22 protein-coding genes are annotated in these 23,494 nt (G+C 44.7%); 12 read left to right on the forward strand and 10 right to left on the reverse strand.

Annotated elements, in window-relative coordinates; translation table 11 throughout:
* Positions 1–2 precede the first annotated feature (2 nt).
* On the forward strand, positions 3–632 hold the full coding sequence (locus AAHN97_RS13975; protein WP_343308259.1) for a response regulator transcription factor: 630 nt from the start codon (positions 3–5) through the stop codon (positions 630–632).
* A gap of 39 nt (positions 633–671) precedes the next feature.
* Here the strand turns inward: AAHN97_RS13975 and AAHN97_RS13980 are convergent, their stop codons facing one another.
* The 4 genes from AAHN97_RS13980 to AAHN97_RS13995 all read right to left on the reverse strand — a co-directional run bounded on the left by AAHN97_RS13980 (position 672) and on the right by AAHN97_RS13995 (position 7,300).
* On the reverse strand, positions 672–1,844 hold the full coding sequence (locus AAHN97_RS13980) for an AGE family epimerase/isomerase (protein WP_343308260.1): 1,173 nt from the start codon (positions 1,842–1,844) through the stop codon (positions 672–674).
* 7 nt (positions 1,845–1,851) lie between these two features.
* Positions 1,852–3,213: an MFS transporter gene (locus AAHN97_RS13985; RefSeq protein WP_343308261.1), complete on the reverse strand. Its 1,362-nt coding sequence runs from the start codon at positions 3,211–3,213 to the stop codon at positions 1,852–1,854.
* 337 nt (positions 3,214–3,550) lie between these two features.
* On the reverse strand, positions 3,551–5,884 hold the full coding sequence (locus AAHN97_RS13990) for a tetratricopeptide repeat-containing sensor histidine kinase (protein WP_343308262.1): 2,334 nt from the start codon (positions 5,882–5,884) through the stop codon (positions 3,551–3,553).
* Between the two features lie 33 nt (positions 5,885–5,917).
* Positions 5,918–7,300 carry a sigma-54-dependent transcriptional regulator gene (locus AAHN97_RS13995; protein WP_343302652.1) on the reverse strand — a complete coding sequence of 461 codons (1,383 nt, stop codon included), beginning with the start codon at positions 7,298–7,300 and terminating at the stop codon, positions 5,918–5,920.
* A 257-nt stretch (positions 7,301–7,557) separates the two neighbouring features.
* Here AAHN97_RS13995 and AAHN97_RS14000 point away from each other — a divergent pair, with 257 nt between their 5' ends.
* From AAHN97_RS14000 to AAHN97_RS14025, 6 genes are all read left to right on the forward strand, one after another.
* The gene (locus tag AAHN97_RS14000; RefSeq protein WP_343302653.1) at positions 7,558–7,869 is read left to right on the forward strand and encodes a phosphoribosylpyrophosphate synthetase; all 312 of its coding nucleotides are present in this window, start codon (positions 7,558–7,560) and stop codon (positions 7,867–7,869) included.
* Entirely contained in the window at positions 7,853–8,281 is a 429-nt protein-coding gene (locus AAHN97_RS14005; protein WP_343302654.1) for a carboxymuconolactone decarboxylase family protein, read from the forward strand. The genes AAHN97_RS14000 and AAHN97_RS14005 overlap by 17 nt, the downstream gene beginning before the upstream one ends.
* 18 nt (positions 8,282–8,299) lie before the next feature.
* A complete protein-coding gene (locus tag AAHN97_RS14010) occupies positions 8,300–8,461 on the forward strand; it encodes a hypothetical protein (protein WP_343302655.1) in 162 nt (53 codons plus the stop codon).
* 42 nt (positions 8,462–8,503) lie between these two features.
* Positions 8,504–8,851, forward strand: a complete 348-nt coding sequence (locus tag AAHN97_RS14015) for a YciI family protein (RefSeq protein WP_343302656.1) — start codon at positions 8,504–8,506, stop codon at positions 8,849–8,851.
* A 60-nt stretch (positions 8,852–8,911) separates the two neighbouring features.
* Positions 8,912–9,748, forward strand: coding sequence for a universal stress protein (locus tag AAHN97_RS14020; RefSeq protein ID WP_343302657.1), 837 nt, complete (start codon positions 8,912–8,914; stop codon positions 9,746–9,748).
* A gap of 115 nt (positions 9,749–9,863) precedes the next feature.
* Entirely contained in the window at positions 9,864–11,450 is a 1,587-nt protein-coding gene (locus AAHN97_RS14025; protein WP_343302658.1) for an FMN-binding glutamate synthase family protein, read from the forward strand.
* Positions 11,451–11,487: 37 nt separating this feature from the next.
* On the opposite strand, the gene AAHN97_RS14030 is transcribed toward AAHN97_RS14025, so the two are convergent.
* Complete coding sequence (locus tag AAHN97_RS14030; RefSeq protein ID WP_343302659.1) at positions 11,488–12,366, reverse strand: NAD(P)H-binding protein; 879 nt, start codon at positions 12,364–12,366, stop codon at positions 11,488–11,490.
* 66 nt (positions 12,367–12,432) lie between these two features.
* Positions 12,433–13,323, reverse strand: coding sequence for a helix-turn-helix domain-containing protein (locus AAHN97_RS14035; protein WP_343302660.1), 891 nt, complete (start codon positions 13,321–13,323; stop codon positions 12,433–12,435).
* Positions 13,324–13,355: 32 nt separating this feature from the next.
* On the opposite strand from AAHN97_RS14035, the gene AAHN97_RS14040 reads away from it, so the two are divergent.
* The 5 genes from AAHN97_RS14040 to AAHN97_RS14060 all read left to right on the forward strand — a co-directional run bounded on the left by AAHN97_RS14040 (position 13,356) and on the right by AAHN97_RS14060 (position 16,217).
* Positions 13,356–14,369 (forward strand): winged helix DNA-binding domain-containing protein, encoded by a 1,014-nt coding sequence (locus AAHN97_RS14040; protein WP_343302661.1) that lies wholly within the window; start codon positions 13,356–13,358, stop codon positions 14,367–14,369.
* A 42-nt stretch (positions 14,370–14,411) separates the two neighbouring features.
* Positions 14,412–14,597, forward strand: coding sequence for a hypothetical protein (locus tag AAHN97_RS14045; RefSeq protein ID WP_343302662.1), 186 nt, complete (start codon positions 14,412–14,414; stop codon positions 14,595–14,597).
* Between the two features lie 219 nt (positions 14,598–14,816).
* Complete coding sequence (locus AAHN97_RS14050) at positions 14,817–15,314, forward strand: SRPBCC domain-containing protein (protein WP_343302663.1); 498 nt, start codon at positions 14,817–14,819, stop codon at positions 15,312–15,314.
* A gap of 11 nt (positions 15,315–15,325) precedes the next feature.
* Positions 15,326–16,069 (forward strand): isocitrate lyase/PEP mutase family protein, encoded by a 744-nt coding sequence (locus AAHN97_RS14055; protein ID WP_343302664.1) that lies wholly within the window; start codon positions 15,326–15,328, stop codon positions 16,067–16,069.
* Positions 16,070–16,073: 4 nt separating this feature from the next.
* On the forward strand, positions 16,074–16,217 hold the full coding sequence (locus tag AAHN97_RS14060) for a hypothetical protein (RefSeq protein WP_343302665.1): 144 nt from the start codon (positions 16,074–16,076) through the stop codon (positions 16,215–16,217).
* Here AAHN97_RS14060 and AAHN97_RS14065 read toward each other — a convergent pair.
* From AAHN97_RS14065 to AAHN97_RS14080, 4 genes are read right to left on the reverse strand one after another with little or no spacing between them, the layout of a single operon-like run.
* Complete coding sequence (locus AAHN97_RS14065) at positions 16,214–17,632, reverse strand: PKD-like family lipoprotein (protein ID WP_343302666.1); 1,419 nt, start codon at positions 17,630–17,632, stop codon at positions 16,214–16,216. The two genes, AAHN97_RS14060 and AAHN97_RS14065, sit on opposite strands and share 4 nt — an antisense overlap.
* A gap of 16 nt (positions 17,633–17,648) precedes the next feature.
* The gene (locus AAHN97_RS14070) at positions 17,649–18,482 is read right to left on the reverse strand and encodes a DUF4843 domain-containing protein (protein ID WP_343302667.1); all 834 of its coding nucleotides are present in this window, start codon (positions 18,480–18,482) and stop codon (positions 17,649–17,651) included.
* 10 nt (positions 18,483–18,492) lie between these two features.
* Positions 18,493–19,953, reverse strand: coding sequence for a RagB/SusD family nutrient uptake outer membrane protein (locus AAHN97_RS14075; RefSeq protein WP_343302668.1), 1,461 nt, complete (start codon positions 19,951–19,953; stop codon positions 18,493–18,495).
* Positions 19,954–19,964: 11 nt separating this feature from the next.
* Complete coding sequence (locus AAHN97_RS14080; RefSeq protein ID WP_343302669.1) at positions 19,965–23,426, reverse strand: SusC/RagA family TonB-linked outer membrane protein; 3,462 nt, start codon at positions 23,424–23,426, stop codon at positions 19,965–19,967.
* Between the last annotated feature and the right edge of the window lie 68 nt (positions 23,427–23,494).

Consider the following 23,494-nt stretch of genomic DNA (forward strand, 5'->3'; position numbering starts at 1 on the left):
GTATGACCAGATTGATCATAGCAGACGATCATCAGCTACTCGCAGATGGATTAGTGGCCGTACTACGGGAGGCAGCAGAATGGGATATACTCGTGCCCGTCAACAATGGGCGGGAGCTGCTGGACCGGCTGGCAGAAACCCAGGTGGACATTGTGTTGCTGGACCTTAACATGCCACACCTGGATGGCATCAAAACACTGGAGATCATTAAAGAACAATACCCGGGGATCAAAGTGCTGGTGCTCACCAATTACAACCAGCCACAATTATTATCTGAGGTACGTAAACTCGGGGCAGATGGCTACCTGCTGAAAAATGCTTCCGGAGATGTATTAAAAGCGGCCTTACGGTCTGTACAGGCAGGCGTTCCTTATTTTGAAAACCTTGTTCCCCAGGAGGCTCCGGTAACGGCTTTTTTCCTGGATGAGTTTATGAAGAAATATCATCTTACTAAAAGGGAAGTGCAGATCATTAAAATGGTGGGCAGTGAACTAACGAGTAAAGAGATCGGTACAGAACTTTCTATCAGTGAGTTTACGGTGAATACACACAGGAAGAATATCCTGCGGAAGCTGGAATTGAAGAACACTGCGGGACTCCTGAATTTTGCAAAGCAGCAGGGGATACTTTAATACCTTGCCTTGCCGCAGCAAAGGCCTGTTACATGTATATCAAAGCCGCTTCATCACTTCCAGGCATGCACGGCTGTTGTGATAGGGACATTTCCAGAGCCCTACCTTATCTTCATCCATCACCTTATTATCCCTGATGCCCCAGTACCACTCTCCCTTTGCTTTGTCCAGTAAATTCTTTTCAATGTACTGCCAGCTGTTGGCTGCATCTTCCAGGTAACGGGGATTTTTGCTGAGCTGCCAGGCATTCACAAAACCCACTACCGCCTCTGCCTGTGGCCACCAATGCTTTTCAGCGATCAGTTGTTTTTCTCCCGGTTCATATTCATACCATAATCCGCCATCTGTATCTACCCCCTCTTTCGCTGCATCCGTCATCTGGATGGCTACGGCTTTGGACTTTTCTATCAATTCAGTATCTCCTATCACTTCAGCGGCTTCCAGGAGTAACCAGCTGGCTTCAATATCATGGCCATAGGAAACAAGGTCACCTGCAGGGTTCCATTTTTCATCAAAGAAAAGACGGAGATGATGGGTGTTGGGATCAATAATCTTGTCGTAAAAAACACGCAGCAGGTCCTGGATATGTATTTTCAGAGAAGGGTCTGCCCAGATGCTGTAGAGATTGGTGTAAGCTTCCAGTACATGCAGGTGGGTGTTCATCGATTTCTTTTCATTGGCATCTTTTTCACTCAGGCGCAGATCTTCCAGTTCTTTCCATTCACGGGAAAAAGCTTCCAGGTAACCACCATACACACAATCATAACTATACAGCTGAATGAGGGAATACAGGCCGATGGCTTTCTCTTTCGCTTTTTCGTTTTTGCTGGCTTTGTAGTATTCGCTGAATGCATAGATCACAAATGCCTGGGCATAGATCTGTTTTTTGGTATCTACAATATCTCCGGCATAACCCACCGTCCACATTACACCACCAAATTCCTTGTCTATAAAATATTCCGTGATGTAATCGAAAGCGCGGGTGGCTACTTCCAGGTAAGAAGGGTTTTTAGTAACATTATAAGCTGCGGAAAACGACCAGAGGATCCTGGCGTTGAGTACGGCACCTTTTACGGCGAATGGGTCAGGCATATTGTCGTTATCCAGTTTACCCAGGAAACCACCATGTTTTTCGTCTATGGTGTGTGTTTGCCAGTAATCAAGGATAGCGGTTAATTCATCCTGCAGGTCCTGTCTTAGTTTCTCTTGCATGAACTGTTTATTTTCGCCGTGCTTCCAGATCGGTGCTGATCTCCGTTATCTTTTCCTCCGTTAAAGGATACAGGGCAATGCATATAATGGATAACAAAGCCCCGATAGCCGGTAAGAAGCTCAACATTAAAAGAATCCCTGTTTGTACGTCCTCTTCCTGCACAACATTTGCCTTAAACCCGAAATACTCCAATAACCAGCCGGTAAGTGCCCCACCGATCGTCCAGCCGAATTTCTGGGACATGGAGGAGGAAGAAAAGATCAGGCCTGTTGCGCGCCTGCCGGTCCTCCATTCTGAATAATCCGCCGTATCTGCATACAGGGACCATAAAAGGGGAAAGATCATCCCTGCACAAGCGCTAATTAATATCTGAAAAACAAAAATCAGCGCAAGTTGTTCTTTACCGAGCCAATAAAATAAAATACTGAGTACACCGGCAACAACCATGGCTGCCAGGTAGGTATTCTTTTTACCCAGTTTATTGGCGATGGGCGAAGCCAGGATCACTCCCAGGATATTTGCACCCTGCCCCAGCATGAGATAAAGGGCAGAATAGGTGACGTTCAGGGCAGAGAAGGTTTCCGCATTGCCCAGGTAATATTTGAAGTAATACAAAGTGGCCCCGTCCCGGATAGAATTAAAGATCAGTGCAGCAATACCTGCACCCAGCAGGATCCACCAGGGGCGGTTAGCAAAAAGGTCTTTAATGTCGTCTTTTAAAGACACCTTTTCCTCCCGGATGGGTTTTACCCGTTCTTTCACCCAGGCAAAACATAACAGGAAGAGGACCACACAAATAGCAGAGATCACTGCTACAGATAATTGCCAGCTGCTTTGCAGGTCCGTTGATCTGCCGAAAAAGCGCACCAGCGGTTCCAGCAGGGCAAAAGCAATGAGGCTGCCTGCAAAAGCAAAGGACATTCTGAAGGAAGCCAGGATATTCCTCTCTTTTCCATCCGGAGAGATCACTCCCAGCAGGGAAGCATATGGCACATTGATGAGGGAATAGATCATCATCATGGCGGAATAGGTGATATAGGCATAGATCAGTTTCCCCGTAACACCGTAATCCGGCGTGGTGAAAGTTAATACCCCGATCAGGCCAAAAGGTATGGCCATATAGAGCAGGTAAGGGCGGAATTTGCCCCAGCGGGTGGTTGTTCTATCCGTCATTACACCCACCACGGGATCAAAAAGGGTGTCCCAGATACGGGTGATGAGGAACATGGTGCCAATAGCCCCTGCGGCCAGGCCCATTACATCTGTATAAAAGAAGAGCAAATAAGTACCAAAGAGTTTCCAGAACATGGAGGATGCCATATCCCCAAAACCGTAACCGATCTTTTCCTTCAGCGAAATTTTCTGCATACGTGGATTTAAATAAGCTTCCGGCAAATCTATCCTTTAAATGCACATAATATATAGTATTTTTTTATCCGATCATTATCGTAAAAAAACAAAGCCCTCCGATAATTCGGAGGGCCTTTAGGTGGATTCTTAGCTCCTTTACTCTTTTGGGGGACGCGAATGGATTCTTTTGGGGTATTCGATGGATGAAGGAGCTATTAGAAAGAATGTCTTTTTGATGATGTAAAGATGCAGCGATTTTTTTAAGGGAAAACGATAAAATGCCAGGTGGCAGGATTTTTTGTGTATGCGGCGGCGGATGCCGGATAAATGTAAAAAAGAGGTTTGTTTGGGTTTTCTATTCCCCCTTTATGGGGAAGATAATATTGATATGCGTTCCTTCATCCGTGCGGATATTAAAAGAACCTCCTATATCATCTGTGAGCCCCTGCAACAACTCCATACCCATAGAGGCGCCAATGCGGTCATTAAAGTCTGCCGGAAGGCCGCGGCCGTTGTCTGAAACACTTAACATGATCTCTGTACCTGAGAGATACGTAAGCGCAATAGAAATTTTCCCCTGCGCTGTATGGGTAAACGCATATTTAATGGCATTGGTGATAGCCTCGTTGAGGATCAGGCCCAATGTAATGGCAGAAGCATGATTCAGATCAATTTTTTCCACATGCATTTCGAAACGGATGTTCCCCCGGATACCATAACTTTCCCGGAGGTATTCCACCAGTTCATAAATATACTCGGGCATATGAATGGTAGACAGGGTTTCCGACTGATAGAGCTTCTGATGGATAATGGACATAGAGTGGATCCTGTGCTGGCTGTCTTTAATAGCGGAGAGGGCAGCTTTGTTCTTCAGGTAACTGGACTGGATCTCCAGCAGGCTTGCTACCACATGGAAATTATTCTTCACCCGGTGATGGATCTCTTTCACCAGCCATTCCTTATCCTTTACCAACTGCTCCAGCATCCTGTTCTTTTCATTGATCTCAATATTCCTTTTTTGCTTGTTCCGGTATTGGATATATACCAGCAGGGTAATTAGTATCATCACCAGGATACCTGCCAGTGTAACATTCCTCATCAGGTCTGAACGTTGCAATTCGGCCTGCCGCGCTTTGTCTTTCTGTTCTAATAATTCAATGTTCTTATCTTTACTTTCAATTTGATATTGGATCTGGAGTTCCGCAAATTGTTTTGTCTTTGTTACATTATAAAGGCTATCATCAATAGCCTGCCCACGCTGGTATTCATTTATAGCCTTCAGATAATTCCCTTCACTGGAATCAATTTTAAACTGTACCCAATGAATTTTATTCACATTAAATATGTGACCTGAATCTGCAAACTTTTTTGCTATCCCGAAATACTGTTTACCAAGGTTGATATTACCTGTTTTAACGTAATGGAGCGACATATCGGAATAGGCAAAAAATATATTGTCTCTTTCAGTCCGGTCATTTTTAAGTGAATCCAGGTAAGGTAACATCTCCTCAAAATATTGCCTGCTTAGTGCCTGTTGATCAAGCTTATAATAGATCCAGCCTAAAACATGTGCCACATGCATTTTATCAGGCACTGATAAAGGTGGATAGCTGGCTATTGTTTTCAATACAAAACTGAGTGCTTCGTTCGGACGCCCTGTTTTTGCGACAGCTATAGCTACCATATAAAAAGCATCGTACCATATCCTTTTTGCCATATTCTTCGGCTCATGCCGGATGCTCCTATTCAGGTATTCCATGGCTTTTTCGAAGTTCTCAAAACGTATATACTGGTATGCTATATTAGCATATAAAAAATTAGCAAATGCAAAATCCTGGTTAGCCTCCATGATAGCAATGGCTGTTTTACAATCAGCAAAAATATCCGCATAATCTCCTATAAAAGAGTCCAGGAATGAGAACACTGAATAGTTATAATGAATATGTTTGAAACCCATTAATTTCTCCAGTTCTGTTACATGGAGTAACTGTTTTTTAACAGTGTCGTATTTTTGTTGAACAAAATAGATCTCATAGATGCCGGTTAACATTTTTATCATTGAAACCGTATCCCGTTGTTGCCGTACTAATTTAAGTGATTCATTAAAGTCAATTTCCTTCTGCGGATCGTCAAAGCCAGCCCCTGTCCCCCTGTTTGCCAATGCCCTGGCCAGTATCACCGGGTTGTTCGTTCTCCTGGCCAGGTTCACGGCCTGCGTAAAACATTGCTTACTTTTTTCAGGCTCTCCGCTTTGGAGATAGTATTTACCCAATAAGGTCAAAGCTGCATTCTGCCAATATACATCTCTGGTTTTATCCGCTTCAGCTTTAGCGGAAAGGAAAAAGGGCAATGCGGCATCCAGGTCCTTTTTATGGGAGCCTGCTTTGAAAAGGTGAGAACTACCTTGCTTTAATAGAGATTTAATATAATTGTCCGGACCATCAATATAATCCATGTCGTAATAGAGAGAATGAGGCAGGTTTTCTCCATCACTTACCATAATGGCCACACTGTCCATGTCCACCCTGCCTTTCAGGCAAAAAAATACATAGGAAGTGGTGAGTTCTAATTGCAGTCGTTGAGTGGGAATGGAATAGCCAAAGGAGGATTTACCGGCTTGGGTTTGCCCAAAGACCGAAAGGGAACAAACGATAAAACAAAGGGATAAAAAAATAAGTACTGACTTCATTTACCCTGTTTACTCTAATGTAAGCAATTATTCTTAACTCTTTCTGGCAATGATCTCTTTTTCAATGCCCAGTTTCTTGATCCTTGAATTCAGGGTATTCACATTGATATCCAGTATTTCGGCAGCTCCTCCTTTTCCGGAGATCTTCCAGTTGCAGCTTTCGAGTACGGCCAGGATATGATCCCGCTCGTTCTCTATCATTGTTTTAAACTTGTTCTTATCATTAATGGCTGGAACGGGGGCTAGTTTGGAAACAGGTATTTCTATCGATTCAATAACAGTACCGTTTGCCATCACTACATTCCGCTGAATGGTATTTTCCAGCTCCCTGATATTACCGGGCCAGTTATATGCCATGAGCTTGTCCAGCGCCTCTTTTGAGAGTGTTGAAACTTTTCCATCGCTGTACTTCTTTAAGAAGTATTCTGCCAGTAAGGTGATATCTTCTTTTCTCTCGCGAAGAGAAGGTAACATTAAGGGGAATACGTTCAGGCGGTAATACAGATCTATACGGAAGCGCCCTGCTGCTACTTCTTCTTCCAGATCTTTATTTGTTGCGGCCAGTACCCTTACATTGATCTTTTGTGGTTTGCCGCCAATGGGTTCTATCTCTTTTTCCTGGAGTACCCTTAGAAACTTAACCTGTAACTCAAGAGGCAACTCTCCTATTTCATCAAGGAAAATAGTACCCCCGTCTGCCAGTTCAAACTTTCCGGCCCTCCTTGCGATAGCGCCTGTGAAAGAACCTTTTTCATGACCGAACAATTCAGATTCGATCAGGTTGGCCGGTAATGCACCGCAATTGACAACAACAAAGGATTTATTCTTGCGGGTGGAATACTTATGAATGGAATGTGCGATCAATTCCTTTCCGGTGCCACTTTCTCCCAGGATCAACACAGAAGTATCCATGGGGCCAACCAACCGGGCCTGCTCCAATGCTTCCTTGAATTTTTTGCTTTTGCCAACGAGGTGACTGAATTCTGCAGGAAGCGCAGCTGGCAGGGATTTTTGTGATAAAGCCTGCATGGCACTTTCTTCCATCCTGTGTTTATGCAGGTACAGGGCTACATCCAGCATGATCAATACATCCTTTGCACGGAATGGCTTAACCATAAAGCCATACGGTTTGGTTGATTTGGCCTCTTCCAGTATCTGCCTGTTGGAATTAGCAGACAGGTAAACAAAGGCCATGTTCTTATCATGCAGTATTTTCCCGAGGTCAATACCAGTACCTTCTCCCTGCAAAAAAATATCTACTAGTACAAGATCCGGTTTTTCCTTTTCTATTACTGACAGTGCAACGGCAACTGATCTCGCGATAGTACAGGTGGCATATCCTGCGTTCGTGAGGATAACATTGAGTCCCTTTGCTTCAATGAACTGATCCTCTACAATTAAAATTTTCGCTTTCAATGGGCAACATTTTGTCAATGCAAATTACAAAAGTTCCATTTCTAAATCACAAAGTATTATTAATCAACCTTCTAATCATGCGTTTATTCAATAATTATTGATATAACAATAATTGATCCCCCGCTGTAAAAATTAAATTACTGCAAATCAGCCATCTAAAAAAATGGCACAAGATTAGTCTCGCGATCAGTCCTAAACCAATAAGCAATGAAAAACAAAACCATTTCCGCAACCTTTCACCTTAAACAGATCTTCTTATGAAAAGTTTCCTGACCCTGATAGATGCACTGGCCGATGTTAAAAGCAGGGGCTATACGGAGGACTTCTCCGTTGAACCAAGCTGCCTCTACTGTGGCGACCTGGATATCCGCCTTTATCCTGAAGAATTTCATATCGACGAGGTCTACCGCTTTGAGGAAGACTCTAATCCGGAAGACAACGCCGTGCTTTATGCCATCTCTTCCTCAGCAGGTATTAAAGGCACACTCGTAGATGGTTATGGAGCCTATGCGGAGAATATGAATTTTGAGATGATCCAAAAACTAAGTGCACATGGAAGCCAAAATTAACATCGCAGAAAAAGGGCGGGAGGCATTAAAAACGCTCTTTAATATCGGCGCATATTTAAGCAAATCTCCCATAGACGTAAATCTTCGCGAGCTTATTAATTTACGGGTATCCCAGGTCAATTCCTGTGCTTATTGTATTGACATGCACTATAAGAGCGCAAAGGCAAAAGGTGAAACAGAAAAACGCCTGTATGGCCTGAGCACCTGGCGGCAGACCAACTGGTACAGTGATCGGGAAAAAGCTGCCTTCGCTTTTGCAGAAGCTGTTACAGCGGCTGCCATGAACGACAAGGTCTATAACAACGCCGCGTTATTCTTTTCTGAAGAAGAACTGGTAGACCTCACGCTGATCATCACCACCGTCAATACCTGGAACAGATTCAACAATACGTTCAGTACTTCTCCTGAATAACCGCTTAAAATTATGCTTATGTTATCGCACAAAGACGACCCGGCTAAATACGTGCCTCCGTCAAAAGAAATAGTGCCTTTACAAAGGCCTTTCCCGGAAGGGAATACCAGTGATGGAAGTGAATTCATGGATGATGCCATTCACATGAATGAGGAACTGCCTCCTGAAGTAGAGGAGTAGTACACCAAAACATCTTTTTTAATCATAAAAAATCAAATACCCATGCAAGAATTCTTAATCGCTATCCACAGGGATCTGACGGGCAAGAACCCCAAACCAACGCCAGAGCAAATGAAAGAAGCCATGAAACCTTACCAGGATTGGATCAGTAGCATTGCTGCGCAGGACAGACTGGTGAATCCACCAAAAAGATGGGATACAGATGGCCGGGTAGTCAAACCAGGTAATACAGTATCTACCGGGCCATATGCTGAGGTTAAGAAATCGATAGGCGGGTTGTTCCTGATAAGGGCTAATGACTATGAGGAGGCCGTTGAAATTGCTAAAGGCTGCCCCATCATTCAAGTGGGTGCGGTTGTGGAAGTGAGAATGGCGGTTCCTACAGTGTGAGGAATTGCAAAACAAAGTGCCTTTGCGTTCTGCAAGGGCACTTTTCTTAAATCTTGCGGTATGAAAAAGATCACTGTGGTATTTGATGGCTTACGCCTTTCCGAAAGTGCATTACAATATGCCATATTCCTGGGTAAAAAAGTATCTGCCCATATTTCTGCTCTTTTCCTGGATGACTTCACCTATAACAGCTACAATATGTATCAATTGATACGGGAGGGTGCATCGGAAAATGAAGTCAGGGATTTTGACCTGCGGGACAGGACGCAAAGGGGAACTGCAGGCCGGTATGTTGAAGCAGCTCTTCAACAGGCAGGTCTTTCCTGCAGTATACATCATGGCGGGAATATTGCCATACAGGATGTTTTAGAAGATAGTGTTTATTCTGACCTGATCATCGTGGATATTCATGAATCTTTCACGCAGGAAAAGAAATTACCTCCTACCCGGTTCATGAGGGACCTGCTGACCGATACACAATGCCCTGTATTAATTATCCCCTCCACCTATCGTGAAATTTCCAAAGCTATACTCCTGTATGATGGAGAGCCTTCTTCTGTTTATGCTATTAAAATGGCGGGGTACCTATTACCCTGGATCAACAGACTGCCGGCAGAAGTGCTCTCCATTAATAACAAAGAGGCGGTTGAACAATTGAATGACAACCGCCTGATGGATGAGTTTATGCAAACGTATTTCCCGGCGGCTCCCATCAAAGTGATGCAAGGGCCACCGGAAACCGTTATTGTGGACCAGTTGAAAGAACAGGAACCTGGCACTATGGTGATCTTAGGTGCCTACAGAAGAAGTGCTGTTTCCCGGTTCTTCAGAATGAGCATGGCCGATGTACTGATGAGCAACTTACAATTGCCTTTATTCATTGCACATAATAAATGATCACAACAATACAGCTCCTTCCCCATCACGTTCAGGCTGCTCCCCCTCCGGCTCTCTCAATTCAGTAAGCAATTGTTTAATTCCCTACATTTGCCATTGATTAAAAGAGACCAACATGCGTAAAGGATTTATCATTAGCGCAATCATAGGGATTATAGGCACTGCTTTGCTCGGCTACTTCGCAAGCCCCTGGTGGTATGTGATCCTGGCTATGATCGTGGCGCTGTTTATTATGGGCATTAATGATATGCGGCAGACCAAACATTCTATCATGCGCACCTATCCTGTTTTTGGCAGAATGCGTTACTGGATGGAAGCATTGCGGCCTAAAATGTACCAGTACTTTGTGGAATCTGATATTGACGGGCGCCCCATTAACCGCATAGACCGCTCCACCATTTATCAGCGTGCTAAAAAAGAAATGGACACCATGCCTTTCGGTACACAACTGGATGTGTATGAGGAAGGATACGAATGGATGAGCCATTCCATCTCTCCCAAAGATTTCCGTAACCTGGACCATAATCCGCGGGTGCTGATCGGCAACAAGGATTGCAAACTCCCTTATTCTGCCAGCATCTTCAATGTATCCGCCATGAGCTTCGGTTCTCTGAGCAGCAATGCGATTGAGGCATTGAATGCAGGTGCTAAGATCGGCAACTTTGCGCATAATACCGGTGAGGGTGGTATCAGCCCTTATCACCTTAAACATAACGGGGATATTATCTGGCAGGTAGGCACAGGCTATTTTGGCTGCCGGGATGAAGATGGGAATTTTTCACCGGAACTATTCAGGCAAACATCTTCTGCGCCGCAGATCAGGATGATAGAACTGAAATTATCCCAGGGAGCCAAACCTGGTCACGGGGGTATTCTGCCGGCTAAAAAGAATACACCGGAGATTGCAGCCATCCGGCACGTAAAAGCGGGCACTACAGTATACTCCCCTCCTTACCACAGCGCATTTAATAACCCGCGTGAGCTGGTATTACTGCTTCAGCAGATGCGTGAATTGTCCGGCGGAAAACCCGTAGGTTTCAAATTATGTATCGGAAGGAAGAGTGAATTCATCGGCATCTGTAAAGCCATGATAGAACTGAACCTTTACCCGGACTTTATTACCGTGGATGGTGGTGAAGGAGGAACAGGTGCTGCACCACAGGAATTCTCCAATCACGTAGGAGCGCCTTTACTGGATGGACTGGCTTTTGTGCATAATATCCTGGTAGGTTATGATATCCGGAAACATATCAAACTGATCGCTTCGGGTAAGATCCTTTCCGGTTTCCATATCCTCAGAGCCATCGCTTTGGGTGCAGATGCCTGTAACAGTGCACGTGCCATGATGATGGCCATCGGGTGTATCCAGGCTTTGCAATGTAATTCCAATAAATGTCCAACGGGCGTGGCTACACAGGATCCCGCTTTATCTATCGGGCTGGTAGTAGCTGATAAGAAACAGCGGGTAGCCAACTATCATGAAGATACCGTGAAAACTTTCGTGGAACTGATGGGCGCCGCAGGTATTGATGATTATAAAAAGCTGACACGCTCACATATCTACCGCCGTGTATTCATGAATGAGGTGAGGACTTTTGAAGATATCTTCCCATCCCTGGAACCCAGTGCGATCCTCAACAACAAAATTCCTGAAAAGTATAAACAGGATGTTGAAATGGCGCATGCAGACAGATGGTATTAAAAACTTAAAGCCCGTACACAATGTACGGGCTTCCTTTTTAGAATGCAGCTGCAAATTCTTTTGCAAATTCCTCCAGTTTTGTTTTGCCTAATGGAATAGGTTCCTGCTTCTTATAATCTTCCTGTAACACACCTGTATGAATGCTGTTGTTCAATTGCAGGATATTGGTAATAAAGAAGGAAGGTAATCCGGCCTGTTCCAAACCACTTTTCGTTTGTTCCTCAGTAAGTAACAGCCATTGCAGGTCCGGTTTGCCGATTGCTCTACCTAACACACTGGCTACTTCACTGGCTGTGCGTTCATCGCTGATGATATAGCGGATGTTTTGTGTGGCAGTTGTTTTCTCCAGCTCTTCCGCAGCAACCGTGGCAATGTCTGCCGGAGCAACCATTACCAGTTTATCATCTCCACCATAGTTTGAACCGATGAAACCTGCTCCTTTGATCATATCTGCAAACCTGTAAAGATTTGGGTAGAAATATCCCGGGCGGAGGTGTGTGAGGGAAATGCCAGGCAACTGGTTCAGGATAATTTCCGCATGATGTGCACCCAGGATGAAGCCGGTGCCTTTATCCAAATGTGCACCATAGCTGCTGAGATGTACTACCCTCTTTATACCAGCCTGCTGAATGGCCTGTGCATAATTGCCTGCAAGCCTTTTGTAATACGCCACCTGATCTGTTTCCGTATAGCCGGGAGGCACCATTATATATACAGTATCTGCGCCAGTGAAAGTGTTTGTCAGAAACTCCCGGTCGTCCAGTGAGCCGATGGCCGCTGTGGCCCCGAGTGCTTCGATCTCTGCTTTCTTTGCAGGATTGCTGCTGATAGTGGTTACCCTATGGCCTTTCTGTAACAGGTCTTTTATTAATGGCAAGCCTATGTTCCCTAAGGAACCTGTTGTTATTATTTTCATAACATAAAGGTCCCTCCTCCAGCGTTTTTCCCTGTAGCTAAATCTCAGATTGTTGTAGTCATTTCTTTAATTGAAAGAATTCCGGAATTCTACCGGAGAAAGACTGGTTTTGCTCTTGAATAATTTGCTGAATGACTGGGAATGTTCAAAGCCCAGCTCATACGCAATTTCACTAACGGTGAGGTCCGTAGTGGACAGTTTTTCCTTTGCCTTTTCGATCAGTTTATCGTGTATATGCTGTTGGGTACTTTGGCCGGTTAAGGTCTTCAGCATTACACTCAGGTAGTTGGGAGATACGTTTAATTCATTAGCAATGTACTGTACGGTGGGTATTCCATTTTCTTTCTGAAACCAGGAAGTAAGCACATCCTCCAGCTTCTCCAGGATCCTGTGATTACTGATCTTACGGGTGATGAACTGGCGCTGATAGAAACGTTCTGCATAGATAAGCAGGAGATCCAGCTGCGCAATGATCACATCCTGGCTGAATTTATCTATGCTCGCGTGATATTCCTGTGCGATGTTCTGTATCAGGCTAGTAATAGTCAGCTCTTCCTTTTCAGAAAGATGCAGGGCTTCATGAACCGCATAGCTGAAATACTCGTATTGTTTGATCTTTTTAGCCAGCGGGGTGTTCCATAAAAAGTCGGGATGCACGATCAGTAACCAGCCGGTATGGCTGAAATCGTCTGCTGCTTCTATAGAAAATACCTGGCCGGGGGAAATGAAGCTCATCAATCCTTCGTCAAAATCATATACCTGCTGGCCGTACCGCATCTTGCAGTTAAAATTCCTTTTTAATGCAATGGAATAGAAATTATGTATAACGGTACCGGGTGAGCGTTTGATATCATCGAAATTAACAACGCTGATCAGGGGATGCAGGGGTTTCGGCAGGTCCATATGCTGATGGTACTCGCTGATAGTCTTGATATTATGTGGCTGAGTGTTCTTCACGTCTTTCAAAAGTAATTATATTTGGGGGAAGTATGAAAACCGAAGACATTATCCTTCAGCGGCTGCATACCCAGCAGCTGGCCAAACCTAACTATAAAGAAGCAGGAGAGGTAGTTTCCTGGCTCATTGCCATGCAGGCACAGGAGTATGCACATGCCAAATGGGCTATTCATCTCCGCTCCAAAGGACTAACAGAAAAGGCAATAGAACAATCCTTCAATGAGGGCATTTACCTCCGTACCCATCTCATGCGGCCTACCTGGCATTTTGTGCATCAGCAGGATATCCGCTGGCTGCTGCAACTCACTGCACCAAGGGTACATGCAGCCAATGCCTATTACTATAAACAACTGGAACTGGATACCAAATTGTTCTCCCGCAGTAATAAAGTACTGGAAAAAGCATTACAGGGCGGGAAACATCTGCAACGTACTGCTTTGGCAAAGGCACTAAAGGATGCTAAGATCATCGCTTCCGGGCCAAGGCTCGGTTATATCATGATGTTTGCAGAACTGGAAGGGCTTATTTGCAGCGGCCCCCGGGAAGGCAAACAGTTCACCTATGCTTTGCTGGAAGAAAGGGTACCTCCTGTAAAAGCACTCAGCCGTTCAGAAGCGCTGGCGCAGTTTGTGCAAAGATACTTCACTACCAGGGGACCAGCTACTTTGCAGGACTTCGCTTATTGGTCCGGCTTAACAATGAAAGATGCAAAAGAAGGCGCTGAGGCGCTTTCTGCGGACTTCGTTAAGGAAGGAGAATTAATATACCTCCCTGCTTCATTTGACAAGAAAGAAAAGATCACACATACCTTCATTATGCCGGATTATGATGAATACGGCATGAGCTATAAAGACCGCCACGACATCTTCAACGAAGGCGCCCGTACCTTCTATTCCCATATGATCATTGTGGATGGAAAGATTGCAGGTACGTGGAAAAAGAAGGACAATGACGGGCTGGATATGGACATATTCACAACACTGAACAAAACACAAACAACAGCCTTAAAGAAGGCCACAGCGCGTTACCTGGCCTTTTGCAGGTAAACGGCACAAATATTGTACCCCAACCTCTTAAAACTACCCCATATGAATGTAAAACGCATCTTCGGCGCCGTCTTAACTGTTCTGGGTATTATAGGACTGATCTATGCCGGTTATGGCTTTGTTCAACACAGTGTCAAAACCCGTGAGTTAATAGTAGTGGGGATCATCGGGTTGATCTTTTTCTTTTCGGGTATAGGGCTGGTGAAGAATACGAAGGATGAGGCATAAGCCCATTACCTCACCTGGCAGTGACCTTACTTCATACATTACTTTTACGGGTACTTTCAAAGGCTCTTTTGGCATGTTCCAACAGATGCCCGGGCTTCTTTAATACCCCATATAAATGTCTTAATCCCCCCATGTCAAAGTCCGATTCACCCCCCTTCCGGGAAGTAACCGGACTTTACATTTGTATTCCTATCTCATAACCATTTAAACTCAGTAAATATGAAAGGTCAGGATTTCACAACCAGTTTCCTGGTTGATAAAACACCACATGAGGCATTCGAAGCCATCACTAATTTCCGTGCCTGGTGGTCAGAAGATATCAAAGGAAGAACAAACATCCTTCATGAGGTTTTCCTTTATCAATATAAGGATATCCATCTGTGCAAGCTTAAGCTTATTGAGGAAGTTCCGGATAAAAAGCTGGTTTACCATGTTTTGGACAATCAATTCAGTGTATTTACAAAGGATAAAACAGAATGGATCAATACCCAGCTCGTTTTTGATATTTCAAGTGAAGACGGTAAAACAAAAGTAAAATTCACGCATGTGGGCCTCGTTCCGGAATATGAGTGTTATGAGGTTTGCCATGTTGCCTGGAGCACCTACATTAATCAGAGCCTGTACAATCTGATCGCTACCGGCCAGGGACAGCCAACTCCTAAAGGAGAAGATGGTATAAACGCGGAGGTATTAAGAGAACGGAATTTAATCAACTGAACAGGAGAAAAATGACAAACTACGAAAAGTTCCATCAGCTACACCATCAATCCACCCCGTTAATACTGGCCAACGTATGGAATGTGAAAAGTGCGCAAATAGCAGAAAAGAGTGGCTTCGCCGCAATAGCTACTTCCAGCGGGGCTATTGCTGAATCGCTCGGGTACAGGGACGGTGAGCAAATACCATTTGCGGAGTTATTATATATCATACAACGGATCAATGCCACTACGTCCATTCCCTTATCAGTAGACCTTGAAAGAGGATATTCGGATGATCCTGCAATATTGAATGATAACATTCAAAAGCTAATTGACAGCGGCGTTGCCGGTATAAACCTGGAAGATGCACAGGGAGAAGAGATCTATCTGAAAAAATTGAACCATATTAAAAACTACCTGGTCAAAACCAACCAGCAGTTATTTATTAATGCCAGAACAGACGCTTTCCTGCAAAAACTGCCAGCACCCCTGAAAACAACATTGATCAGAGCGGAACTATACAGAGAGGCGGGTGCCGATGGCCTGTTTGTACCTGGTGTTCAGGAGGCTGAAACAATTAAAGAGATCACCTCTTACACCACGCTGCCGGTGAATGTAGTTGGCGTTCCAAAAATTGCGTCCATTGCCGAATTAACAGATTATGGCGTAAAACGAATAAGCATGGCGGTATTATTATACAAAGCTACTTACAGGCATATGGAAAAACTGGCGCAGGAAATTATGGATAAACAATCATTTGAAGCTTTATCTTAAAAAGATGGACAGATTAAAAAATAAAGTAGCCCTGGTCTATGGTGGCGTGGGTAGTGCAGGGCTGGTCATAAACCAGCAAAAAAACAGCGGCTGTTTCAGCATTTCACTGAAACAGCCGCTATTTCCATACGTGGAATTTACAAATTAATTCTCCCTGATATAGATATCCGCAGGCACACCCGGAATACTATTCACCTGCTGCGGGTTTTCTCCATTATGCCCCACACTGGTATCCAGGTAATAGATACTTCCTTCCACACCGGCCACTAACAGGTTCCCGCCATTCAACACTTTCAGCATGGTCACTTTCTTTCCACCGAAAGTGGCATCCAGCGCCTTCACCTCATTGTTAACCGGGTTGTAGCGATAGATCTTATCGTTGGAAGAAAAGAAGATCACACCGATCGGGGAACTTTGCCATTTGGTATCCGGCATCAGCAGGCTGGCTGCGGGGAATTCTCTTTTATAAGAAGGCGTGAACGTTCTTTTATCTGCATTGAAATCAAGGCCAAACTTCAGTTCTATTTTCTTACCCACACTGTCCATCATGGCATAGAACTCATTATCCGTGAAGCGGGTCATGTAGAGCAGGTCCATTTTCAGGTTCTTGGGATCGAAAGAAGTGTTACCTAATACATTATAGCTGGTATCGAAGAATGCATTGGTGCTGAAGCGCAGGAATTGTTTTTTGGTGGCTTCAAAGCCAAAGAAATAACCATCGTTAGGGCGCTCATAAAGGTTATGCAGCACATTGGGATGCAACTGGTAATTACCATCTACCGGTACTCCCCAAAAGCCGTAATAAGGCCAGAATGGTGCTGTTTCCGTAGCGCCGATGTACATTTTTCCATTGAGGATAGCAGTGGTTACACCATTGATCATATTCAGGAAACTGTTCACCTTCAATACAGCAGGAGCGGTATAAAAGTTATCTGCCAGGTATTTGTTGCGTTGCAATGTGTTGGCATCAATCTGTACAGCACCGGTAGTGCCGCCGGTATAAGTGATCCAGAAAGAACTCAGCTGGTTCATGTAGAACTGGTTCCTTATAGGCACCAGTTGCATACCACCACCGGGCAATACTTCTTTGTTGATGGCATCATAGATATCAGGTTGTACCGTTCCATCAGGTTTAATGAAGGTGAGTACCGTTCTGTTGTTCTCATTGCTGAGCACCAGCACACCTCTTGTAAACTGTGTCTGCCCTTTGACAATAAACTTGAAGAAATATACCTGGCCGGTATTGTTATCCTTTACTTTCAGTAAAGCATTATAGCGGTTAGCGCCCAGGCCGAATACAATCCTCAATGATTGCCCCTCATAATCCACAGACATGGCCTTTTCCGGCACATCTATCTTCCAGAAGCAGGAATAATCGTTTTTACCGGATTTCAGCTGTACTTCAGGGGTAATGATCAGGCTGTCTCCCACGATGGCTGCATAAGCAGTATCCAGCCCTTTTACAACAGGATCCGGAATGTTGATGTAATCATAGTTGCCCTTGTCCTTGGCACAGGCGCCAAGGATGAACAACAGCAAAATATATAAGGAATATTTTTTCATGTACGATCGTTAATAATTATACAATGCGGTTACCATTCTCATCCCTGAAGTAGTATTTGTTATCTGCCGGGTTGAGCTCCATAACGTACTTCTTTTCAGGATTGCTGATGCTGAAGAAATTATACTTCCCTCCTCCTATATCTTCCACGGTATATCCTTCTGCGGGATTAGCTGCTACCCATGAAATGGGATTGTTCAGGAAACTTCTGAAACGGCGGGTATGATATAGTGTTTTAGGTAATACTTCTGCATTAAAAACAGCAGGTAACTCTATAGTACCGGATGTTCTGATGAACAGCTCATGCTTCACGCGGGAATAGGCTCCCAGTTCGCCGGCCCAGGTATTCCACCATACCGGTTGCTCCAGGCGGTTGGAGAAGATCACCTTTGCCGTATCGAACGCAACGGTTGTAACTGCAAAATCTTTGGTGGCCGCCAGGCGGAACTTTATCTTAACAGAACCTGCCAGGAGTGCAGGGTCCTTGCTGTAGATAATGATGGGCACATTGGCACTGCCGGAATCAGCAGGAATGGTATATTCCGGTTCCAGGGCTTTATAGTGCGTGCCAGGTAATGCTGTGGTAGCACTGTCTATTACCGTGAGTTTGAACTTCCTGTCCACAGACTTCCGCAAGCCGGAAATACGTACAGGTAAAAATATGGTATCAAAGGATTTCTCCGGGAAGAGGGCGAAAGAATAGAAAAAGCTGTCCACCCGTTTCTCTTTATCCTTTGGATCTGTAAAATCGAAGTATATATTGTCTGGCGACTGATACGTTAATTCAACTGCCTTTTTACAAGCACTCAAACAAACTGCGCCGAATAAACCAATCAGGAATAATTTTTTCATCGCTGTTTTTTTATCTGTTACCGTATGCAATCTCATCATCAGGGAATGGCAGTACAAATACTGCTTTGCTGGCCGGGATGCTTACGCCGGATTGTCCGGCAATAGGCATATTCAGGCGTTTGTACATATAAAAGATCTGGCCTTCGGAGAAGAACTCTTTACGTGCTTCTTTCACCAGTTCATTCATGAACACTGTTTTGGAAGGATCGCTCAGCTTAGTACCGATCCCCCTGTTCAAACGAACGGTATTAAAATAATCCCATGCCTTGGTGGCATCTGTATCAAACGTACACTCTGCTGCGATGTAATACATTTCACTCAAACGCATGCAGGGCATCATCAGATCATGGATGTTAGCATCAGGGTCCCTGGTGTATTTTACTACCCGCAGATAGGTACCGGTAGAACCGGATTGTTCCTGCAGCCATTGTTTATAACGGAAATCATCTCCTCCTACGCCGCCGGTCTCATAGATATTCCGGCCCTCTGTTAATGTTACGTATAAGGCTGACTGGCCATTGGTGAGTACTTCCTTCATCCTGTCCTGCATATTCGGTGCATAAATACCAAAGAGCAGTTCTTTATACAGGATCCTGTCTTTCTTCTCTTCATCAGGATTCAGGAAGTCTGCCTGTTTGGTGAAGGGGAATTTGTTGGAATTGATCACCTCCAGGGCATTGCTCAAAGCGTTTGTTTTGTCTCCTTTATAGAGATAAACCCTTGCCAGCTCTCCACAGACTGCATAATAGTTCAGGCGGTGGCGGCGTACCTGCAGGAAGGTTTCTCCTTTGGTTTCCGTAGCGGTGTCTGTTTTAGGATAACCTACTTTATAACCGGGGGAAAGGATAGGATCGCTTTCTCTCAGTAATTCCTTTGCCGCCAGCAGGTCTTTCAGCATCAGGTCGATGGCTTCTCCTACTTTGAACAACGGTGGTACTTCTTTGCTGAATTTGGTTACATAGGGAATACCACTTCCATTTGCATTTGTAACATAGGAATCAGCAAAAAGGCGCAGTACATCAAAATGGCAGTAAGCACGCATAGCCAGCGCTTCGCCTTTTATGATGTTGTAATTAACGGCAGTGAGGATGTTCTTCTTTTCATCAATATGCTCCAGGATGAGGTTGGCATTGGCCACTACAGTGTACAGGCCTTCCCAGATCTGGTCCCTTCTTTGTACAAAACCATTCTCTTTACGGTTGAACTTCATCACCGCACCATATCCCCAGCTGTCAAAAACATCGGTGCTGTAGTTCTGTGCAAATGCATCCAGGAAACCGTAAGTGAGTTCACGGCCATAGAGCTGCTCTTTGGCATTTTTGCTGTATAAGCCGTTGAGGGCTTCTTTAAAACCATCTTCAGAACTGAAAAGCGCGTCCTGGGACACTTCAGATTTGGGCTGTACATCCAGCCATTTGCTGCAGGATGCAAAAGCGCCTATGATGATGATGGATATAATATATTTCTTCATCGTAATTAAGTTTAGAACCGGGTGGATAATGAGAAGGTGAAACTCCTGGCGAAGGGATAATCGATCCCCCTTTCTGTCTGCAGGCTGGACCAATAAGCCAGATCATTCAGGTTCAATGCAAAGCGGAGGCTTTTCATCTTCAAACGTTTATACCATTGTGCCGGTGCGTCATACGACAGGTACACGGATTTAAATTCCAGCCTGTTCTCTTCCTGTACAAAACGGGAAGTGGTACGTGTTGTGCTGAGGTCTTTAATGTCTTTATAGAAAGTATGATCACCTGGTTTCTTCCAGCGCAGTGCCAGCACCCTGCTATCCACATTGTATTTGGGATCTGCATTCTCCACCCTGTCAATCAACGTCTGGTTATAGATATCGCCACCTAAACGGGTATAGAAACTGAATTCTATCATGAAGTTCCTGTAAACGAAACTACCGCCGAAATAACCATCCAGGTCTGGCGTCTGATCTCCCACAGCTACGGTGTTACGCACATCATATTCATAAGTAGTAGTGCCATCAGGACGAACAAAGATCTCTTTACCATTCTCAGGATCGATACCTAAGGACCTTACGGCGTAGATGGTATTGAGTGACTGGCCTTCCTTGTAACGCAGTAATGGTCTTGTTCTGGAGGCGGAGTCTGCTTGCTGCTTGTTATCCACTTCTTCATTATAACGTTTCAATGCATCAGAGATCTTGGTGATCACATTCGTATTGTGCCCCAGGTTACCGTTCAGGTTAAAGGACCAGTTCTTTCCACGCAGTACGTTTGCACGGAAATAGATCTCAAAACCTTTGTTCACCATTTCACCCAGGTTCTCTTTATACCTTGCAAAACCAGTGGAGGTAGGTACGTTCACATCTGTAAGCAGGTCTTTTGTGAGCTTGTGATAATAACGGGGAGACATATACAACCTGTCTTTAAACATCGAAACTTCCAGGCTCAGATCGTAGTTCTGCGTACGCTGCCATTTCAGGGCGGAGTTGCCGTAATCTCTGAAGATAGCACCAACACCAGTGGAATACCAATCCGCATTGAAGTAGGTATAGGTGGTGTTGGAGAGGTAAGCCGGGAAGTTCACATCTCCTGTTAAACCTGTAGTGGCTTTTATTCTGAACTGATTGAAGATGGAATGCTGCATGAATTTCTCATTATGCAGGTTCCAGCCCAGGCCATAGGACCAGAAGGTAGCCATTCTTGAATCCTTTCCGAATTTGGAAGAACCATCTGTTCTTACTGTTCCATCCATCAGGAAGCGGTTCTGGTAAGAATAGTTAAAGGAAAGGAAAGCACCGATGAGGCGTTGTTCTGTTACCTCACCGGTTGGTGATCCATCTTTCTCGTAACTGCGGGCGAAGCTGATATCAGTAAAGCGGTCGTTAGTGAAACCCTGTGCCACTATATATTTATAGTTGGATTGCTGGGCCTGTATATTGGTACCCAGGGAGAAATTGAGGAAGTGTGACCCTTGTAATACTTTATTATAGTTCACGGTGAAATTTCCATCCACCTGTTGTTCGTCTATACTACTGAAATAATATTTGCCACGGTCTTTCAGATCATTTCCGGAATACCAGTAGAACTCATTGCTGTTTGGAGAAACGAATTTATCCAGCGTAGCTTTACGTTTTGTTAAACTGATGGTACCATTGATCCTCCAGGAAGGGCTGGGATTATATTCCGCGGAGAACGCATCAATGAACTCCAGGTAATCCTGTTTATCAAAGCTGCCGGTGGTAGCTTCGTACAAAGGGTTCATTACAGGTGATAATACCCGGTCTCCGCTAACACGGTCTTCATTTGACAGATACTGCCAGGAATCTACTTCCCTCAGTATCCTGCCCAGTGAATCTGTTTTAGGATAATAAGGGTTCATGCGCACATATTTGGAGAACTGCCCGTAAGGAGATTCCACTCCCTTCACCTGGGAAATGGTGAAGTTATTACGGAACATGAGTTTGTTGTTCTTCAGATTGTAAGCAAGACTGGTGGCAAGGCTGTAACGATCACGGCCGGAACCTTTCATCACACCATTATTAGTTTGATAACGGCCATCCACACCATATCTTAAAGTAGGTGTACCACCCTGTAAGGAAATGGAATGTTTATGACCGAAATCGGTAGCCAGTGGCTGAGATAGCCAATAGGTGTTCACTCCACTGAGTACATTCCTTCTTTTCTGGTAGTACTTCCTTTCCAGGTCATCCGGATTTTCCACAGCATTGCTGGTATATAAGCCGGCCAGTTTTTCATATTCCAGTTTCTCGGAAGCATTCAATACTTTATAAGCCGTAAGGTCTGGTGTGGTTACATTCAGTTCATAATTGTAATACACTTCCAGCGCACCTTCTTTCGGTGTTTTGGTATTGATCACCACCACGCCGTTAGAAGCACGGGAGCCATAGATAGCAGTGGCTGCCGCATCTTTCAGCAAGGTGATCATTTCTATCCTGTTCACATCCAGGTCGTAGATGGTTTGAATACCTACCTGGTAACCGTCCATAATGAACATGGGCAGGTTGGTGATGGTAGCCAGCTGGTTGCGGGAAAGGAGTTGAGGATCTGTAGTAGCGGTGGTAGGCATTGCGGTAGCACCTCTTACATTGATATTAGGCAATGCATTGGGATTGGAACCTGCGAGGTTGTTCTCCACGATCCTGAAAGAAGGATCATAAGCCTGTATACTGGCCAGGATATTCTGCGGGTTGAAACGTTTGATCTCTTCTCCCGTAATTACAATCGCAGACCCTGTATAACTTTCTTTCTTTAGTTTCTGATAACCGTTCACAACAAAGTCCTTCATGGACTGCACATCGGTTAACAGCTTTATATCAATAGCGGTACGGTTATTTACTTTTACCTCCTGCGGTTTATAGCCGATGTAACTAAACACCAGTGTGGCATTGGTCGGAACGTTCGGCAAAGTGTACTTACCATTCTCATTGGTTTTAGCACCATTAAAAGTACCTTTCACTACTACTGTTACGCCCGGTAAGGGTACACCGGATTCTTCCGTTACCTGTCCGGTTACTGTAGGTTGCTGCTGCTGTGTGATACTTTCCAGCTGAAGTGGTTGCGCTGGTTCTGTCGCGGATACCTGATCTGCGATTTTTTTTTCGGTGCGCTTCTCTTTTTTGTAAATAATGAAATGGTCCTGTGCGGCCTGTTCCACTTCCAGCCCCATGGGGCGAAGGAAATTACTGAGATAGTCGATCAGCTTTTCGGCTGTAGGTTTTCCGGCAGGCTTTTGCGTGGTGATACCGTTGATAGTGTTACCGGTATAATTGATACGAACTTTGTAAAGCTGTTCCAATTCTGCCAGTATAGTCTTCAATGGCACCTGCCTGTTGTCCTGCACTTCCGTGCCTTGTACATTGTGAGCGGCTCCTGAAGCTGTACCTCCTTGTATCAGCAATGCCAGTGCCAGGCTTCCCAATACCCTTCGGGTTCCGGCGTAAAATTCTACCATAGCTATTGATTTTGGTTGGTTAAGACATAGCAATGTCACCTCCCGTTTTTTCGGGACCCTCTAAAGTG

It is taken from the genome of Chitinophaga niabensis, from assembly GCF_039545795.1.
Lineage (GTDB): Bacteria > Bacteroidota > Bacteroidia > Chitinophagales > Chitinophagaceae > Chitinophaga > Chitinophaga niabensis_B.

Bases quoted from the DNA above. Each gene is read 5' to 3' on its own strand.
- AAHN97_RS14070 (WP_343302667.1), bottom strand. From the start codon at position 18,482: ATGAAAAAATTATTCCTGATTGGTTTATTCGGCGCAGTTTGTTTGAGT.
- AAHN97_RS14030 (WP_343302659.1), bottom strand. From the start codon at position 12,366: ATGAAAATAATAACAACAGGTTCCTTAGGGAACATAGGCTTGCCATTA.
- AAHN97_RS14060 (WP_343302665.1), top strand. From the start codon at position 16,074: ATGGACAGATTAAAAAATAAAGTAGCCCTGGTCTATGGTGGCGTGGGT.
- AAHN97_RS14020 (WP_343302657.1), top strand. From the start codon at position 8,912: ATGAAAAAGATCACTGTGGTATTTGATGGCTTACGCCTTTCCGAAAGT.
- AAHN97_RS13975 (WP_343308259.1), top strand. From the start codon at position 3: ATGACCAGATTGATCATAGCAGACGATCATCAGCTACTCGCAGATGGA.
- AAHN97_RS14005 (WP_343302654.1), top strand. From the start codon at position 7,853: ATGGAAGCCAAAATTAACATCGCAGAAAAAGGGCGGGAGGCATTAAAA.
- AAHN97_RS13985 (WP_343308261.1), bottom strand. From the start codon at position 3,213: ATGCAGAAAATTTCGCTGAAGGAAAAGATCGGTTACGGTTTTGGGGAT.
- AAHN97_RS13980 (WP_343308260.1), bottom strand. From the start codon at position 1,844: ATGCAAGAGAAACTAAGACAGGACCTGCAGGATGAATTAACCGCTATC.
- AAHN97_RS14015 (WP_343302656.1), top strand. From the start codon at position 8,504: ATGCAAGAATTCTTAATCGCTATCCACAGGGATCTGACGGGCAAGAAC.
- AAHN97_RS14025 (WP_343302658.1), top strand. From the start codon at position 9,864: ATGCGTAAAGGATTTATCATTAGCGCAATCATAGGGATTATAGGCACT.
- AAHN97_RS14065 (WP_343302666.1), bottom strand. From the start codon at position 17,632: ATGAAAAAATATTCCTTATATATTTTGCTGTTGTTCATCCTTGGCGCC.
- AAHN97_RS14040 (WP_343302661.1), top strand. From the start codon at position 13,356: ATGAAAACCGAAGACATTATCCTTCAGCGGCTGCATACCCAGCAGCTG.
- AAHN97_RS13990 (WP_343308262.1), bottom strand. From the start codon at position 5,884: ATGAAGTCAGTACTTATTTTTTTATCCCTTTGTTTTATCGTTTGTTCC.
- AAHN97_RS14075 (WP_343302668.1), bottom strand. From the start codon at position 19,953: ATGAAGAAATATATTATATCCATCATCATCATAGGCGCTTTTGCATCC.
- AAHN97_RS14050 (WP_343302663.1), top strand. From the start codon at position 14,817: ATGAAAGGTCAGGATTTCACAACCAGTTTCCTGGTTGATAAAACACCA.
- AAHN97_RS14045 (WP_343302662.1), top strand. From the start codon at position 14,412: ATGAATGTAAAACGCATCTTCGGCGCCGTCTTAACTGTTCTGGGTATT.
- AAHN97_RS14055 (WP_343302664.1), top strand. From the start codon at position 15,326: ATGACAAACTACGAAAAGTTCCATCAGCTACACCATCAATCCACCCCG.
- AAHN97_RS14080 (WP_343302669.1), bottom strand. From the start codon at position 23,426: ATGGTAGAATTTTACGCCGGAACCCGAAGGGTATTGGGAAGCCTGGCA.
- AAHN97_RS14010 (WP_343302655.1), top strand. From the start codon at position 8,300: ATGTTATCGCACAAAGACGACCCGGCTAAATACGTGCCTCCGTCAAAA.
- AAHN97_RS14000 (WP_343302653.1), top strand. From the start codon at position 7,558: ATGAAAAGTTTCCTGACCCTGATAGATGCACTGGCCGATGTTAAAAGC.